Origin of the sequence: Pseudomonas sp. NPDC008258, from assembly GCF_042956345.1 — a bacterium.
In the GTDB taxonomy this organism is placed as follows: domain Bacteria; phylum Pseudomonadota; class Gammaproteobacteria; order Pseudomonadales; family Pseudomonadaceae; genus Aquipseudomonas.
In genome coordinates this window covers 12,343-27,927 of the sequence record NZ_JBIBGE010000042.1, presented here as the reverse complement: position 1 = coordinate 27,927, position 15,585 = coordinate 12,343, and the positions used below count along the sequence as shown (strand labels likewise).

Genomic DNA, 15,585 nt, shown 5'->3' with positions numbered 1-15,585 from the left:
TTGTGCAGTACCTGTGGGAGCTGGCTTGCCGGCGATGGGGCCATCAGCCCTTTCGATGATGGCAATCCGATAAGCGTCCATTGCACCCACCCCCTCCCCTCTGCAACAATCGCGAATAATTATCGTTAGTTAATGCATACGTTCCGGGGGGACGCTGCTTGTCTTCAGCACAGAGCCCACACGCCGATCTGGTCGGTGCGCTGTACCGCGACCACCGCCGCTGGCTGCTCGCCTGGCTGCAGCGCAGCATGGCCTGCCGCCAACGTGCCGAAGACCTGAGCCAGGACACCTTCGTGCGCCTGCTCGGCCGTGAGCAACTGGACACACCCCGCGAACCCCGCGCCTTTCTCGCTGCCGTGGCCAAGGGCCTGATGTTCGACCACTTCCGCCGCGCCGCACTGGAGCAGGCTTACCTGGCCGAGCTGGCATTGATCCCGGAAGCCGAACAGCCCTCGCCGGAAGTGCAGTACCTGATTCTTGAAGACCTCAAAGCCATCGACCGCCTGCTCGGCAAGCTGTCGAGCAAAGCCCGTGCGGCGTTCCTGCACAACCGCCTGGACGGCATGGGCCATGCCGAAATCGCCGAGCGCCTGGGGGTTTCGGTATCGCGGGTGCGCCAGTACCTCGCCCAGGGCATGCGCCAGTGCTATGTGGCGCTGTACGGGGAACCGACGTGAGCAACGCACCGGTTTCGTCGCAGGTGCTGGAAGCCGCCATCGCCTGGAAACTCAGCCTCGACGACGCCAGCGGCACGCCCGACGAAGGCGGTGAATTCTTGCGCTGGCATGCCGCCAGCGAGGAACACGCGCGCGCATGGCGCCAGCTCGGCGCCATGGACCAGCGCGTCAGCGCAGCCACCGGCCCGGCACGCCAGGCCCTGCTGCAATCACGGGTCAGCCTGCGCCGACGCATCGGCAAGGCCGGCAGCGGGCTGGCCGGCATGTTCCTGCTCGGCTCGCTGCTGGCCTGGGTCGGCGCACCGTCATTGGCGCCCAGCTACTGGCTGGCCGACCAGCGCACCGCTACCGGCGAGCTACGCACCATGCGCCTGGAAGACGGCACGCTGCTGAGCCTGAACACCCACACTGCCGTGGATATCGACTACGAGGGCGAGCAGCGGGTCATAGTGCTGCACCAGGGCGAAATCTCGGTAGAAACCGGCCACCAGGACCCGCGTCCGCTGCTGGTGCGTACCGACGATGGCCGCCTGCGGCCTTTAGGCACCCGCTTCCTGGTACGACGTGAAGAACACGGCACGCGCCTGGAAGTACTGCAAGCCTCGGTGGCTGCCATGCCATACAACAGCGGCGACGAACAAGTGCTGCGCGAAGGCCAGCAGGTGCTGATGAACGCCAACGGCCTCGGCGAGGTCAGCGCGGTGCCAGCCGGTGCAGATGCCTGGACCCGCGGCATGCTGGTGGTGGACAACGTGCGCCTGGGCGACCTGCTGGCCACGTTGGGCCAGTACCGCAGCGGTTACCTCGGGGTCGATGCCAAAGTCGCCGACCTGCGCGTGACCGGCAGCTTCCCGCTGACCGACACCAACCTTGCGCTTGAATCGCTGGTGCCGGCATTGCCGGTGAAGATCGAGCGGCATACCCAGTGGTGGGTCAACGTCGTTCCCAAGTAAACCTGTGGCGGCCTCTTCGCGGGCTTGCCCGCTCCCACAGGTAATTCACCGCACTTGAGGGCAGTGTTTTACCTGTGGGAGCGGGCAAGCCCGCGAAGAGGCCGGTACAGGCAAAAACCTGTTTCAAATAATTCTCACTTTTTTTCAGATTCGCCCTGTCACTTCTGAAATCTCGTTCGGCAAGGAATCAATAAACACTTATCTATCGAGGAGTCGCCGCATGTCCCGTGCTGTTGATCGTATCCTGCGCCCCAGCCTGATGGCCCTGGCCATCGGCCTGGCCGCCCCATTGGCCAGCCCTGGCCTGTTCGCCGCCGAACAATCCGCACCGCGCGCCTACGACCTGCCGAGCGCTCCTCTGGCTACCACGCTCAACCAGATCGCCAGCCAGGCCGGCATCGCCCTGGCCATCGACCCGGCCCTGGTCAGCGGCCGCACTTCGGCCCCGGTAAGCGGCCAGTACAACGGCCTCGGCGCCCTGCAAGCGGCCCTGCGCGGCACCGGCCTGCAGCTGCAACAGAGCAGTGTTGGCAGCTACAGCCTGGTAGCGGTGCCGGATGGCACCCTGGCGTTGCCGGAAACCACGGTCAATGCAACCAGCGCTGGCGAAAGCGCCTGGGGCCCGGTCGAAGGCTACCTGGCCAAGCGCACCGCTGTGGGGACCAAGACCGACACCGCCTTGGTCGAAGTACCGCGCTCCATCTCCGTTGCCACCCGCCAGCAAATGAGTGACCGCAGCGTGCACAGCCTGGATGATGCCGTGCGCTACATGCCAGGCATCGTCTCCGCCAGCTTCGGCAGCGATACCCGCTATGACTGGATGCGCGTGCGCGGTTTTGAGCCAACCCAGTTCCTCGATGGCTTGCCACTGCCTCGCGGCGTCTATGCCAACCCGAAAGCCGAAACCTGGAACCTCGACCGCCTTGCACTGCTGCGCGGCCCGGCATCCTCCACTTATGGCCAGACCCCGCCCGGTGGCCTGCTGGACATGGTCAGCCGCCGCCCGCAGGCTGAAAGCGCCCATGAAATCGAAGTGCAATACGGCAGCGACAACCATCGCCAGATCAACTTCGCCAGCACCGGCAAAATCGACGACGAAGGCCGCTTCCTGTATGGCGTCAGCGGTGTGATCCGTGACAGCGGCACGCAGATCGACCACGTCGATAACAAGCGCTACAACATCGCCCCGAGCCTGACCTGGAACATCGACACCGATACTACCCTGACCTTGCTCACCCAGTTCACCCGGGACGATACCGGCATCACCAGCCAGTTCCACTCGATCCAGGGCACCAAGATCGACATGCCATTCGGCAAGATCTCCCACCACAAGAACCTGGGTGATCCGAACTACGAGTTCTACGACCGCACCTATTACGCGCTCGGCTATGCCTTTGAGCACCGCTTCAACGATGTCTGGCAGTTCCGTCAGAACCTGCGCTATACCAAATCGGACCTGGCGTTCCAGGCAATCACCGTCAACAGCTACATCCCTGCCTTCGCAGATTTCGGCTTTGTCGTGGACGACGAGGGCAACACCGGGCGTGGCACCACCAATGTTGACGAAGACATCAGCCAGTTCGCGGTCGACAACAACTTCCAGGGCGACTTCGCTACCGGCGCTGTCAACCACACCCTGCTGATCGGCCTCGACCACCAGCGTAGCAATACCAACTACCTGGCCATCTTCGGCAGCGCGCCAGGCGTGAACGTCAACAACCCGGTTTACGGTTTGCCGATCACTCGCCCTGACCGCTCCACAGCGTTCTACGACTACGACCAGAAAACCCGCCAGACAGGCATTTACGTACAGGACCAGATGGCCCTCGACAAGTGGCGCCTGACGCTGGGTGGGCGTGAGGACTGGGTGCACACCGGCACCAAGTTCTTCAACCAGGGCGACGCCACCAATACTCAACGCGACAAGAAATTCAGCGGCAACGCTGCAATCAGCTATGTCTTCGACTCGGGCTTTGTACCGTACCTGTCTTACGCCGAATCGTTCCAGCCAAGCAGCAATGCCAGTGTGAGTGCCGAGGACTCGTTCAAACCTACCGAAGGCAAGCAATGGGAACTGGGTATCAAGTACCAGCCACCAGGCTCCAACACCTTGCTGTCGGCAGCGGTCTATGACCTGACCCAGAAAAACGTCTCGGTCACCAACAACGTCGGCAATGTCACCGTCACCAGCCAGACCGGCGAAGTGAAAGTCCGTGGCCTGGAGCTTGAAGCTGTTTCCGATGTCACCGAGAACCTGAAAGTGACTGCGGCCTACACCCTGGCCAAATCTGAAGTCCAGGACGGCCTTTACAAGGGCAATCGCCTGCAGCTCATGCCTAACCAGCAAGCTTCCCTCTGGGCCGACTACACCTGGCACAGCGGTGTGCTCGACGGCTTCGGCGTCGGCGCCGGCGCCCGCTACACCGGCAACACCTACGGCGACCAGGCCAACACCTACCTGGGCAAAGCCAATGCCTACACCGTGTTTGATGCCTCCGTGCACTATGACCTTGGCCGTTTGAGCACCAGCCTGAAAGGGGCTTCGGTTGCGGTCAATGCCACCAACCTGTTCAACAAGGACTACATTTCGACCTGCGATTCGTTCTACTGCTACTACGGCGACGAACGCAGCGTAGTGGCCAGCGCCAACTATAAGTTCTGAGTGAGCTGGGGCCGCTTTGCGGCCCCGGTTTCCATCAGGCAAAAATCGGTACCGTGATGAAAAGCACAACCATCCGCCGCTGGTCGGTGGTCCACACCTGGAGCAGCCTGGTCTGCACCCTGTTCCTGCTGTTGCTGGCAGTTACCGGCCTGCCGCTGATCTTCCACCACGAACTCGAACACCTGCTCGGCGACGCCCCCGAACTGCGCGCAATGCCGGCTGATACCCCGCACCTCGACCTGCAGCAGCTGGTGCTCAAAGCCGAGCAGCACCGCCCCGGCGAGGTCATGCAGTACTTCGGCTACGACGAAGACGAACCCAATGGCGTGGTAGCCATTACCGCTGCCACCGCAGGCACCGACCCCAACCTGTCGCATACCTTCATGCTCGACGCCCGCACCGGCGAAGCCGTGGCCATGCCGGCTGCCAACGGCGGCTTCATGATGATCATGCTGCGCCTGCACGTGGACATGTTCGCCGGCCTGCCCGGCAAACTGCTGCTGGCCTTCATGGGCGTGCTGTTCATCGTCGCGATCATCTCCGGTACTGTGCTGTACGCACCGTTCATGCGGCGCCTGGACTTCGGCACCGTACGCCAAGACAAATCCCGCCGCCTGCGCTGGCTCGACCTGCACAACCTGATCGGCGTGGTCACCCTTGCCTGGGCACTGACCGTTGGCGTGACCGGGGTGATCAGCGCCCTGTCCGACCTGGTGATCGCCGCCTGGCGCAACGACAGCCTGGCCACCATGGTTGCACCTTACCGCAACGCCCCACCGCTCACCGAACGCGCACCCGCTACCCGCCTGCTGGAAATTGCCGAACAGGCCGCCCCCGGCATGCGCCCGGACTTCATTGCCTTCCCCGGTACGCGCTTTTCCAGCGAGCACCACTACGCCGTGTTCATGAACGGTGCCACCCACCTGAGTTCGCACCTGTTCACCCCAGTGCTGATCGATGCCCGCACCCTTGAAGTGACAGCGGTCGGCGAACGCCCCTGGTACATGGACGCCATGGGCCTTTCACAACCGCTGCATTTCGGCGATTACGGTGGGCGCCCCATGCAGATCCTGTGGGCGGTACTCGACGTGCTGACCATCATCGTGCTCGGCAGTGGCGTGTACCTCTGGCTGGGCAAGCATCGCCGCCCCCGCGAGGCCAAGGCATGAGCCACCGTTCGCAATCCACTGCCAAGGTCTTTGCCTGGCCGGCAGCCATCGCCGTGCTGGGCGCGCTGGGGCTGTTCGCTGCCCTGCTCGGCGACGGCGCCTGGGACGCACTCGCCTGGCTTGGCCTGGGCATACCGGCCTGGCTAGGCCTGCGCGGCCTGTGGCGGTGAAGTAGCCCGCTACCGCCCTGCCTCAGCGCGCCCATTCACCATGGCCGCTCTCTGAAGCCAGGAGCGGCGCATGTTACCCCTGCAACGTATCGATTTTCTGAACCTTCAAGTGCTGGCCCTGCTTGAGGCCATGCCGTCCCCCGGCCCGGCGCCGCATTCGCGCCAGCAACTGCATGGCGACCTTGCCGACTTTTGGGCTGCCACCGACCCGCAGGGCCGTTCGCGAAGCACCCGGCTGGCCGACATCCGCCGTGCGATGATGCACGCCGAGGTAGCCCTGCGCCTGGCCGACCAGACCCTGGACCCGGGCCTGGCTACGCTCATCGGCACCCTTCTGGACCTGCCCCATGCCTGGCAACGCAGCCGCCAACCGTTGCCACAACGCGCCCAGGTCTACCGACCGGTGCTCTCGCGCAGCAGCCCGGCATGGCGAGCGGCGCTGCCTGGCATGTTCGTGATTGCTACCGGCCAGGAAGAAGGGCAGAACCTGCAGCCCGACCAGGCAACCGGCCCTGTGCTGCTTTGCGGGCTGTGCCAGGGTATCGAGGCCTACCCCTCGCTGGGCGCGTTGCACCAGGAATTGAGCGAACGTCTTGACGATCCACTCCAGAGCACACCGTTGCTGCAATTGCTGGTGGACGAAACACAGATCGAAAACGCCCGGCAAGCCGACCGCCTGCGCTACCAGTGGTATGCCGATGACCCTTTGCCGGCGCAGATCGACGCCCTGCTTGAGGCACAGCGCCTGCGCCTGAACCTTGCCTGGGCGACGCTGCAGCCTGACGAGCCAGACGCATTGCGCAACGCCATGGCGCTTGCCGTGGCCTCCGGCAGCAAGGCGCTGCTCGACACCCGTTATGCATTGTTGCTTGAGAAAAACCTGCCTGCCTGGCTACGCGCAGCAAGCCCTTCGGCGCTCGCGCACATCATGCAAGGCATGCAGGAACTGGTCGCTGCCGGCCAAAGCGTAGCTGCCCCCGGCATTCTCACGCTCCGCCAGTTCCAGCAACGCAACACACTGCTGGACTGGGCCAGGGAGCGCGTGCAATCAAGCCTTCGCCACGACCTGGGGTTGAACCTGGCGCCTGCCGACATCCTGGTCAATGTCATTCACACACGCCAGACCGGGCCGTGGATCTACCCATTGCAGCCATCGAGCTACGTCACCTGGCGCGGGTTCGAAAAGGTCAACGATGAAATGGTGGAGGCCGTTCGGGTGAGCTACCCGCTGGATCAGTTGGCGGTACGCAACCTGGCGTGGTTCGACTACGACTACTGGTTGACAGCCCGGGTGATCGCCCGCGATGGCACAACCCTGCCAGCGGGGCTGAGCCCCACTTACATCAAAGCGCTGGTGAGGAAGCTGAATGTGGGGGACGGCTACACCCGCTACCTGCGCACACAGCTGATCGACTCCCCAGACGGCGCATGGCGCCTGCACGCCCACATCAAGGTCAACCGTGCGCGCATGCGCGCTGAAGCAGCCAAGGCACGTTACGCCGGGCACCTGTCCCCGGCTTGGGCAGAACGCGATTACCGCTGGGTGCAACAGGTGCTGGCACAACCGCGCAATACCCTGCGCCCGCACGTGGACGGGCATGCCGTGGTCGTGCGCCAGTTGCTGGTCAATCAACACTCGGTGCGCGGGGTGCTGCTGCTTGCCAGCGACTCGCCCAGCGTCACCTCGTTCGTGTTGTATACGCCAGACGCACCCGACCGGCGCGCCTGGCGCTCGTTCTCGGGCGCACGTGACCTGCTGAAGTTGCTGCGCCAGAAACCAGCGCTGCGCACCTACATCACGCAGCGCCTGGAGCTACTGCCGCCATCCTGGGTAGAGCAGCTGCTGCTCCGCGGCCGCCTGGGCAAAGCACTGCAAACACCCGCCATCGATGGCGACCTGTTCCAGGCCTGCTACATGGCTGAAGTCCGTGACCTGCTGGCAGCAGCCGATGCTGGCAGCCACAGCACCGCTGAAACCGATGCCGAGCAGGCGCTGAAATTAAGCTGGAGCCTGCTGGACCTGATCAGCATCTTCCTGCCGCTCAAGGTCATGATCCCGCTGTCATTGGGGCGCATGGCGCTGGAAGTCTGGAACGGTCTGGATGCCTATCGCCAGGAGGACCTCAATGGGGTGCTCACCCACGCCTACAATGCCCTCAGCCATGTCACCGACGCTGGCACCAGCCTTGCCAGCACCGGGCTCATGCGCCGCGTCATGCGGGGCCTGCCCAAGCAACCGCCACTGCCACTGCCGTTGCGTTTCAGCGTCACCCCCGCCCCCCGCAACCTGCGTTATCGCATCGACGGGCTGTATGGCGAGCAAGTGTATGAAAAGGCATCGGCCTTCGAAGGGTTGTCCGAATACTTCGTACAGGATGCCCAAGGGCGCTATTTCAAGGTGTCGTTCGATGGCAGCCGCTGGCGGGCTATCGACCCAGAACGACCCGATGCTTACCTCGCCCAGCCAATCAAGCGCCTAGCCAACGGCGACTGGGTGATCGACTCACCCCTGCTGTGGTACGACGGCCTGCCACAGCTGCAGCAACTGTTCGACGATTGCCGCCTGCCGGAACCGCTGACAGGCACCTCGACCGGCCAGGCCGAAGGGCTGTTCCTGGCGCATGACCAGCTTTACCTGCACACCCAGGGCGGGCAACTGCCGTTGCGCCGGCACCTGTTGCCCGAGCACTATCACTTGCGCATACCCGAGGCGGCGCAAGCCGGTGTCGTGCCTTGGGCCGTGCTGCGCTGGCAGGACGAGCAATGGCGCATTCGCGTGCGCCAGGCAGGGCGCAGCAGCGAATGGCTACCCCTGCCTGCAGCTTACTCGGTGAGTTTTGGCAGCAGCCGGTCCAGCCGTTGATGCAAGGCACTGGTACGCGGCCAGTTGCGCAGCAGCCGCGCCCGGTCACGGGCATAAGCCGGGGCAAAGCTGAGCTGAGTGGCGTGCTGGCACATGGCATCAAGGTCGATCAACGACCACCGGCCGTTGTCCCAGAACAAGTTGTGGCCCTTGAAGTCGCCATGGCTGATGCGTTCACGGATCAGCTGCTGCATCACATGCACCAGCGCATCCACCTGCTCCTCCGGTGCCTCGCCGTTCTCCACGTAGGGCGCGAAGCAGGCCGTCAGGTCCGGGCCATCGACATATTCGGTGACCAGGTAGGCACGGCTGCGCAGGCCCATCACCCGCTGCTCAAGCACCGCCAACGGCTTGGGCGTGGCAATGTCGAGAAATTCCAGGCGGTGGCCTTCGATCCACGAATGCCAGGCACGGCTCGGGCGCCAGAAGCGCTTGAACCAGTGCGCGGTGTTCTTGATGTTGTAGCGCTTGAGTACCAGCTTGCGCCCGTCCACCTCGATGCGCGCCACGCTGGCGGCACCACCGGTCTTGTACAGGTGGCCCTTGTCGATCAACGCATCCGCCTGCGCCAGCACAGGCTGCATGGCCTGGGCCTCGCTGCGGCGAATCGCCTGCAAGCCCGACAGGGTGCGCTGTACGCTGAACAGGCTGCACTCACGGCCGGCCTTTTCCAGGTAATCCTTCTGCCGCCAGCCGCGCACCTTGTCCACCTGCTTCTGCAAGGCTTCCAGCGGTAGCGCATGTTCGGCATTGGCCAGCAGGTAATGCACCAGCAGCTCTTCGATGAACGGCTCCAGGCGCTTGGGCAACTGAGCGAAGAACACGCCGAGGTTTTCCAGCACGCGTGGGCGCGACAGCTGCTGGCCAGGCGTTTCGGCCTTGATGCCGGCGCCATCGATCAGGTACAGCTTGCCGTCATGACGCAACAGGTTGTCCAGGTGCAGGTCTTCCTGCCACAAGCCTTGGGCGTGCATATGCGCGACAGCGGTGAGCGCTTCGCCCAGCACCAGATGTTGCTCATCGGCCAGGACTGGCAGGTTTTCTACGGCCGTCCAGGCATCGCCCAAGCTCTGCGCGCCGTCGAGAAACTCGAACAGTAGCCAGCCGCCCTCGCCTTCCTTCAAGCCATCAGCCAACAGCTTCGGTGTGGTCAGGCCTTGCTCGGCCAGCAGCTTCACGCCTTGCAGCTCACGCTGGAAATGCCGGGCAGCACTACTGCCCACCAGCAGCTTGGCCAGCACCGGAGTACCCCGCCAGACACCAGCGCCGACATAGCGCTGGCCCGGCAGCACGCGCAGCAAGCTGAGCAGTTGCAGCTCGGCACTGCCAGCGGCATCGGCCAGTGTGATGCTCAGGGGCAACGACGGGCTGCGCCCGGCATCCTTCAATTCAGACAAACGCATCAGCGGGCCTCTTTTTCACGACGGCGTTGCGTCAGGCGTTGCAGCCAGGTGTCGACCAACGAGCTGTCGGCGGGCTGCGCCAGGTAGGTCGCCAGCAGGGTGCGCACATCGGCCTGGCTCCAGGCCTGGGCGCGGCGCAGCAGTGGTTCCAGGTCCTTCAGGCGGTCACGCATGCCAAACAGCAGAGGCCGGGTTTTCTCCAGGTCGATCAGCTGCGCGTCCCAACCTTCGCGGCGCTGGCGCAGGAAGATGTGCTTGGGGTAGAAGCAGCCGTGCACCTGGCCGGCGCTGTGCAGGGTGCGCGCCAGTTGGCCGCAGGCCTGCAAGATGCCATTGCGTTCGGCATCGCCCAGCTGCGGCCACTGGGCCAGCAGGCTGTCGAGGTCGGCCCATTCGTCCAGGGCGCGGGTCATCAGAATCGCACGGTGCTTGCCGCCTTGCTTGCGCTCGCCGTAGAACACGGCCTGCAAGGCAGGAATGTGCAGCTTCTGGTAGCGGCTGATGTTGCGAAATTCACGGGCGAAGGTGGGCTCGCCAAACGGCCGGTGCAGGGTGCGGGTAAGGTAGTCGCTCTGGCGCTTGAGGTAGTAGCCCTTGCCTTCGAGTTCCAGGCGATACACGCTGCTCCAGCCGCCACGGCCGGTGTTGGGTTCATCCACGGCTTCCAGTTGCAGCGCCCACAGCGCCTCGAAGTCGTCCAGGCCATGGCGTTTGAGCAGCGCGAGGTCCGCGCTGGCCAGGTAATCGGTCATTCCCTTCCCTCGAAAAAGCCCAGCACCTGGCGAATGCGCTTTTTATCACGCTCATTCAGCCGGTCGCGGCCACGGTATTGCAGATAGAAGCGCAGGCGCTGGGTGGCCGACAGGTGGTATTTGGCCACTTTGTCCAGGCACGCCAGGTCCTTGATCATCCGGTGCCGCCACATGAAGCCGCGCCAGAAGTCCCCGGTAGGGCAGTCGATGAAGAATAGCGTGCCCTGGTCGTCAACCAGCAGGTTGCGCCACTTCAGGTCGTTATGGGCAAAACGGTGCTCGTGCATCACCCGGGTATGCCGCGCCAACTGGCGGCTGAGGTGATCGACCCAGGCGCGGTCGGCCAGGCGTGGATCGTTGCGCTCCGCCAGCGCCGACAGGTCTTCGGTGTGCGGCAGCTCGCGGGTGATCATCGCGCCCCGGCCAAAGGCCAGGCCATTGCGCTCCAGGCCCCAGGCCACCACTTCGGCAGTGGGAATGCCCCACTTGGCGAACTGCTTGAGGTTTTGCCACTCGGCCTTGATGCGCGGCCGGCCCAGGTAGCGACGCATATGCTTGCCGGCACCGGTGTAGCGCTTGACGTAATAATTGACCCCGTCGCGCTCGATGCGCACTACCTCGCTGAGCGGGTCGCGGGTCAGGCGTTCGCCTTGCAGGGCGAAAACCGCATCGAGGCTGCCGAAGTCCGCCGCCAGGTGTTCATAGCCTGGCGCCAGTGTCCAACCCGCCATCAGAGAGCATCCCCATAGCGTTGCTTGCGGTCGTAGAGTTTCTGCGCCTTGCGCTCCAGCCAGGCGAGCAGCGCGGCTTCGTCCTTGAGAATTTGCCGCAGCGGGCGCTGGAAGTAACCGCGCAAAAAGCGCAGCTTGTCGCGCTGGGTAAGGCCGATGTCCAGCGCCGAGAAGTACAGCGCGGCCAGGTCCTTGTCGCGCCAGCGGCGGCTGATTGTCGCTCGGGTCTGGGCACGGTGCAGGTCGATAACCGACAGTTTGAAGTCATCCGCCGTCACCGGGCGGTCGGTGTGCAGCAGGAAGTGGCAAATGTAGCAGTCGCGGTGGTTGACCCCGGCGCGGTGCATGCCGCCGGTCATCTTCGCCACTTCGGCGATCAGCGCACGCTTCAGGCGCGGCTCGGGCGGCTGCCTGAGCCAGTCGATGCTGAAGTCTTCCAGGCTGATGGTCGGCGCCAGCTCTTCGGTGATGATGAACGAGTGCTGTGTGGCCGGGTTGCTGCCACGCTCGCCATAGGCGACTGCGGTCATGGTCGGCACACCCACCTCGTGCAGGCGCTGGATGGCCCGCCATTCCTGGCCGGCACCAAGCACCGGCAGCTTGGCGGTGAACAGGTTCTTGAAGATCTCGCCCCAACCAATGCCGCGGTGGATCTTGACGAAAAAGCCCTCGCCAGCCACCTCGGTGCGCAGCGTGCGGCGCCCTTCCAGCTCGCGATAGACCTCGCCTTGCAGCGCCTCTACGGCGTCGAAGGCATCACGCCCGGCCCACAGGCGTTTGAAGGGTTCGGCCAGTATCAGCTTCATGCGGTTTTCTGCCCCAGGATCACGTCGGCAGCATGCTGCGGCATGCTGTACAGATCGGCGGTTTCAGCAAACGCCAGGCCGTTGCGCGACCAGTTGGCACGGGCCTGCGGGTCTTCGAGCATGCGTTGCAGGTAGCCATTGAGCTGGTCCTGCTCGAATGGCTCGTCCAGCACCAGGCCGCTGTCGGCCTCGGCAATGTAGTGGGCGTAGCCGCACACCTTCGACACCAGCACCGGCAGGCCGGCCACCAGCGCTTCGAGCAGCACCGTACCGGTGTTCTCGTTGTACGCCGGGTGAATCAGCAGGTCGGCACCCAGCAGGAACCGCGGGATGTCGCTGCGCCCCTTGAGGAACTGCACCTGGTCGCCCAGGCCCAGGGTGGCGCTCTGCAGTTGGAACACCTTGGGGTCGTCCTGGCCGATCACCATCAGCCTGGTGCGCTTGCGCAAGGCCGAAGGCAGCGCGGCCAGCGCCTTGAGGCTGCGGTCCACACCCTTGGTCTTGAAGCCCGAGCCAATCTGCACCAGCAGCAGGTCGTCATCGCCCAGGTTGAATTCCTTGCGGAACTCAGCGCGGATTTCGCCAGCATTGGCCGGCGCACGGCGGTCCTGGGAAATGCCAGGCGGCAGCAGGTGGAAGCGTTCCACCGGCGTGCCGTAGTGCTTGATGAACAGCGGCTGCTGCACTTCGGAAATCATCAGCACTTCAGTGTGGGCGTCCTTGGCGAACACCGCACGCTCGTACTCGGCAAAGTGCCGGTAGCGGCCCCAGCGGCGGTACAGGCCGCCACGCAGGGTCTGCGCCTTGTCCTCGAAGCAGCCGTCGGCGGCGTAGTACACGTCCAGCCCCGGCATCTTGTTGAAACCGATCAGGCGGTCGACCGGGCGCTTGGCCAGGTCGGCGGCCATCCAGGCGCTGAGTTTCTCGTTGCGACGGTGGTTGAAGATTGCCTTCACCGGCGCCACCAGTACTTCAAAGCCCGGTGGAATGTCACCTTCCCAGATCAACGTGTACACACGGATCTGATGGCCCCGCTTCTGGCATTCCAGGGCAATGCGCATGAAATCGCGCTGCAGGCCGCCGAAGGGGAAATATTTGTAAAGCACGAAAGCCAGTTGCATCAACGGACATCCTCAGCCAGCAGCAACGCGCTCAAGCGGCTCGCCACATGCTCGGGATTCAGGCGAGTGAAGCACAGTGGCCACTCGCGTTTCGGATCGAACCGGCGCAGGTCATCGGCGCTCGGTTTGTAGGTGCACTTCTTCTGCAGGCAGGGAGCGCAAGGCCAGTCACTGGCCTGGTGGATCTGGGTCCGTCCGTAGGCGCCAGTCAGGCCCGGGTTGGTTGGGCCGAACAGCGAAATAGTAGGTACATCAAGTGCCGCAGCCAGGTGGCCAAGGCCGGTATCGACCGCCACGCAGGCTTTTGCCGCCGCCAATACACGCGCTACGCCGGCAAGGTTCAATTTGGGGAGCACCTGGCAGTTGTTCAAGCCCTGTGCGATACGCTCGGCCCGTGCCTTCTCGGCCGGGTTGCCCCACGGCAGGCGCACTTCCAGCTTGCGCCGGCCCATGCGTTCGGCCAGTTCGCGCCAGTAGGCTTCGGGCCAGTGCTTGGTCGCCCAGGTAGTACCGTGCAGGAAAACCACGTAAGGGGCCGCTGGCGGCAGTTGCAGCCGGTCGAGGTCCAGGCCGTAGTTGCCGATACCTTCCGGCAGGTCGTAGGCCAGGGCCATGGCGAACAATTGCCGCACACGCTCCACCGCATGCTGGCCGGTGGCAACCGACAGGCGCCGGTCATAGAAGCGGCTGGCCAGGCCCTCGCGCGCCGAGTAACGGTCCAGGCCGGCGACCGGGGCCTTCACATAGCGGGTCAGCCAGGCCGACTTGACCAGGCCCTGGGCGTCGATCACCAGGTCGTACGTGTGCTCGCGCACGCGCTGCTTGAACGCCTTCCACTCGCCACTCTTGACGGTTTGCCAAAGGTTCTTGCGCCAGCGCCGGATGGCCACCGGGATAACCTTGTCTACCGCCGGATGCCAGCTGGGGATTTCGGCGAAGCCTTCTTCCACCACCCAGTCGAAACGGATGCCCGGTATGGCATGGGCGGCATCGGTAAGCGCCGGCAGGGTGTGGATCACATCACCCAGCGACGAAGTCTTGATGATCAGTACCCGCACTTAGTCGACCTCGGCCACGGTATCGATCAGGTCCGGCCCGCTCAGGCTGTGCAGGGCGGCGATTACTTTGCCCGGTTCCAGCAGGCGCAGGCAGTTGTAGTGGCCGAAACGGCACGTACGGTCGAAGCACGGGCTGCACTCGATACCGGTGCGCACCACTTCCACCTGCTCGGCCAGCGGCGGGGTAAAGCCGGGCGAGGTAGAGCCGTATACCGCCACCAGCGGGCGGTTCAGCGCGGCAGCCACATGCATCAGGCCGGAGTCGTTGGACACCACGGCGTGGGCGCAGGACATCAGGTCGATGGCCTCGGCCAGCGAGGTTTCACCGGCCAGGTTGGACGATTCTTCACGCAAGCCCGGGATCAGCCGGTCGCGGATCTGCTCACCCACCGGGTGATCGTTCTTCGAGCCGAACAGCCACACCTGCCAACCCTGGCGGATCATCGCGTCGGCCACGGCAGCGTAATGTTCGGAAGGCCAGCGCTTGGCCTCGCCGAACTCGGCACCTGGGCACAGCGCCAGCACCGGGCGGTCCAGTTCCAGCCCGAACTTGGCCAGTGCCGCTTCGCGGCTTTGTGCTTCGATCTGCAGGCTGGGGCGCGGGTACGGCTGCGGCAGCTCGGCTCCGGGCGCGTAGGCCAGGGCCATGAAGCGCTCGATCATCAGCGGGTAACGGGCCTTGTCCAGCTTGCGCACATCGTTCAGCAGGCCGAAGCGCATTTCGCCGCGCCAGCCGGTGCGTTTGGGGATACCGGCGAAGAACGGTACCAATGCCGACTTCAGCGAGTTGGGCAGCAGGATGGCCTGGTCGTACTGGCCGGCCAGGGACTTGCCGATGCGCCGGCGTGTGGCCAGCTCCAGTGCGCCATGGCCGAGCGGGAAGCTCAAGGCCTGGCGCACCTCGGGCATGCGCTCCAGGATCGGCCGGCTCCACTCGGGCGCCAGCACGTCGATCACGCAGTCGGGGTGCTGCTGTTTCAGGCACTGGAACAGGGTCTGCGCCATCACCATGTCGCCGACCCAGCTGGGGCCAATGATCAGTATTCTCATGCTTAGTCCAGAAACGCTCGGGGAGGCTACAGACTGCGGTACAGCCTGGCCTCCCCTCTTTATATTCAGGCTATGTGGCGGACAGTGTACCACTCACATGGCCCATTCGCGGGCACGCCCGCTCCCACAGGTATTGCACTGCCTCGAGGTCTGCGCTTTCCCTGTGGGAG

General features: G+C 64.3%; 13 protein-coding genes. 6 read left to right on the top strand and 7 right to left on the bottom strand.

Going from position 1 to position 15,585, the window contains the following annotated elements; genetic code table 11:
- Nucleotides 1-158 precede the first annotated feature (158 nt).
- The 6 genes from ACFY9W_RS25730 (at nt 159) to ACFY9W_RS25705 (ending at nt 8,494) form a co-directional block, all read left to right on the top strand.
- Nucleotides 159-677 carry an RNA polymerase sigma factor gene (locus tag ACFY9W_RS25730; RefSeq protein WP_391136593.1) on the top strand — a complete coding sequence of 173 codons (519 nt, stop codon included), beginning with the start codon at nt 159-161 and terminating at the stop codon, nt 675-677.
- Complete coding sequence (locus ACFY9W_RS25725) at nt 674-1,630, top strand: FecR domain-containing protein (protein ID WP_391136590.1); 957 nt, start codon at nt 674-676, stop codon at nt 1,628-1,630. Before ACFY9W_RS25730 ends, ACFY9W_RS25725 begins: the two co-directional genes overlap by 4 nt.
- Nucleotides 1,631-1,850: 220 nt before the next feature.
- Nucleotides 1,851-4,292 carry a TonB-dependent siderophore receptor gene (locus ACFY9W_RS25720; protein ID WP_391136587.1) on the top strand — a complete coding sequence of 814 codons (2,442 nt, stop codon included), beginning with the start codon at nt 1,851-1,853 and terminating at the stop codon, nt 4,290-4,292.
- A 56-nt stretch (nt 4,293-4,348) separates the two neighbouring features.
- Nucleotides 4,349-5,461 carry a PepSY domain-containing protein gene (locus tag ACFY9W_RS25715; RefSeq protein ID WP_391136584.1) on the top strand — a complete coding sequence of 371 codons (1,113 nt, stop codon included), beginning with the start codon at nt 4,349-4,351 and terminating at the stop codon, nt 5,459-5,461.
- Nucleotides 5,458-5,631 carry a hypothetical protein gene (locus ACFY9W_RS25710; protein ID WP_391136581.1) on the top strand — a complete coding sequence of 58 codons (174 nt, stop codon included), beginning with the start codon at nt 5,458-5,460 and terminating at the stop codon, nt 5,629-5,631. The genes ACFY9W_RS25715 and ACFY9W_RS25710 overlap by 4 nt, the downstream gene beginning before the upstream one ends.
- 70 nt (nt 5,632-5,701) lie before the next feature.
- The gene (locus ACFY9W_RS25705; RefSeq protein WP_391136578.1) at nt 5,702-8,494 is read left to right on the top strand and encodes a dermonecrotic toxin domain-containing protein; all 2,793 of its coding nucleotides are present in this window, start codon (nt 5,702-5,704) and stop codon (nt 8,492-8,494) included.
- On the opposite strand, the gene ACFY9W_RS25700 is transcribed toward ACFY9W_RS25705, so the two are convergent.
- Genes ACFY9W_RS25700 through waaF form a run of 7 tightly spaced genes read right to left on the bottom strand, consistent with a single transcriptional unit; the run spans nt 8,455 to nt 15,415 of the window.
- The gene (locus ACFY9W_RS25700; protein ID WP_391136575.1) at nt 8,455-9,897 is read right to left on the bottom strand and encodes a lipopolysaccharide kinase InaA family protein; all 1,443 of its coding nucleotides are present in this window, start codon (nt 9,895-9,897) and stop codon (nt 8,455-8,457) included. The two genes, ACFY9W_RS25705 and ACFY9W_RS25700, sit on opposite strands and share 40 nt — an antisense overlap.
- On the bottom strand, nt 9,897-10,649 hold the full coding sequence (locus ACFY9W_RS25695; protein WP_391136572.1) for a lipopolysaccharide kinase InaA family protein: 753 nt from the start codon (nt 10,647-10,649) through the stop codon (nt 9,897-9,899). Before ACFY9W_RS25695 ends, ACFY9W_RS25700 begins: the two co-directional genes overlap by 1 nt.
- A complete protein-coding gene (locus tag ACFY9W_RS25690; RefSeq protein WP_391136569.1) occupies nt 10,646-11,380 on the bottom strand; it encodes a lipopolysaccharide kinase InaA family protein in 735 nt (244 codons plus the stop codon). The genes ACFY9W_RS25695 and ACFY9W_RS25690 overlap by 4 nt, the downstream gene beginning before the upstream one ends.
- Nucleotides 11,380-12,186, bottom strand: a complete 807-nt coding sequence (gene rfaP, locus ACFY9W_RS25685) for a lipopolysaccharide core heptose(I) kinase RfaP (protein ID WP_391136566.1) — start codon at nt 12,184-12,186, stop codon at nt 11,380-11,382. The genes ACFY9W_RS25690 and rfaP overlap by 1 nt, the downstream gene beginning before the upstream one ends.
- Nucleotides 12,183-13,307: a glycosyltransferase gene (locus ACFY9W_RS25680; protein ID WP_391136563.1), complete on the bottom strand. Its 1,125-nt coding sequence runs from the start codon at nt 13,305-13,307 to the stop codon at nt 12,183-12,185. Before ACFY9W_RS25680 ends, rfaP begins: the two co-directional genes overlap by 4 nt.
- The gene (waaC, locus tag ACFY9W_RS25675) at nt 13,307-14,365 is read right to left on the bottom strand and encodes a lipopolysaccharide heptosyltransferase I (protein ID WP_391136560.1); all 1,059 of its coding nucleotides are present in this window, start codon (nt 14,363-14,365) and stop codon (nt 13,307-13,309) included. The genes ACFY9W_RS25680 and waaC overlap by 1 nt, the downstream gene beginning before the upstream one ends.
- On the bottom strand, nt 14,366-15,415 hold the full coding sequence (gene waaF, locus ACFY9W_RS25670) for a lipopolysaccharide heptosyltransferase II (protein WP_391136557.1): 1,050 nt from the start codon (nt 15,413-15,415) through the stop codon (nt 14,366-14,368).
- Between the last annotated feature and the right edge of the window lie 170 nt (nt 15,416-15,585).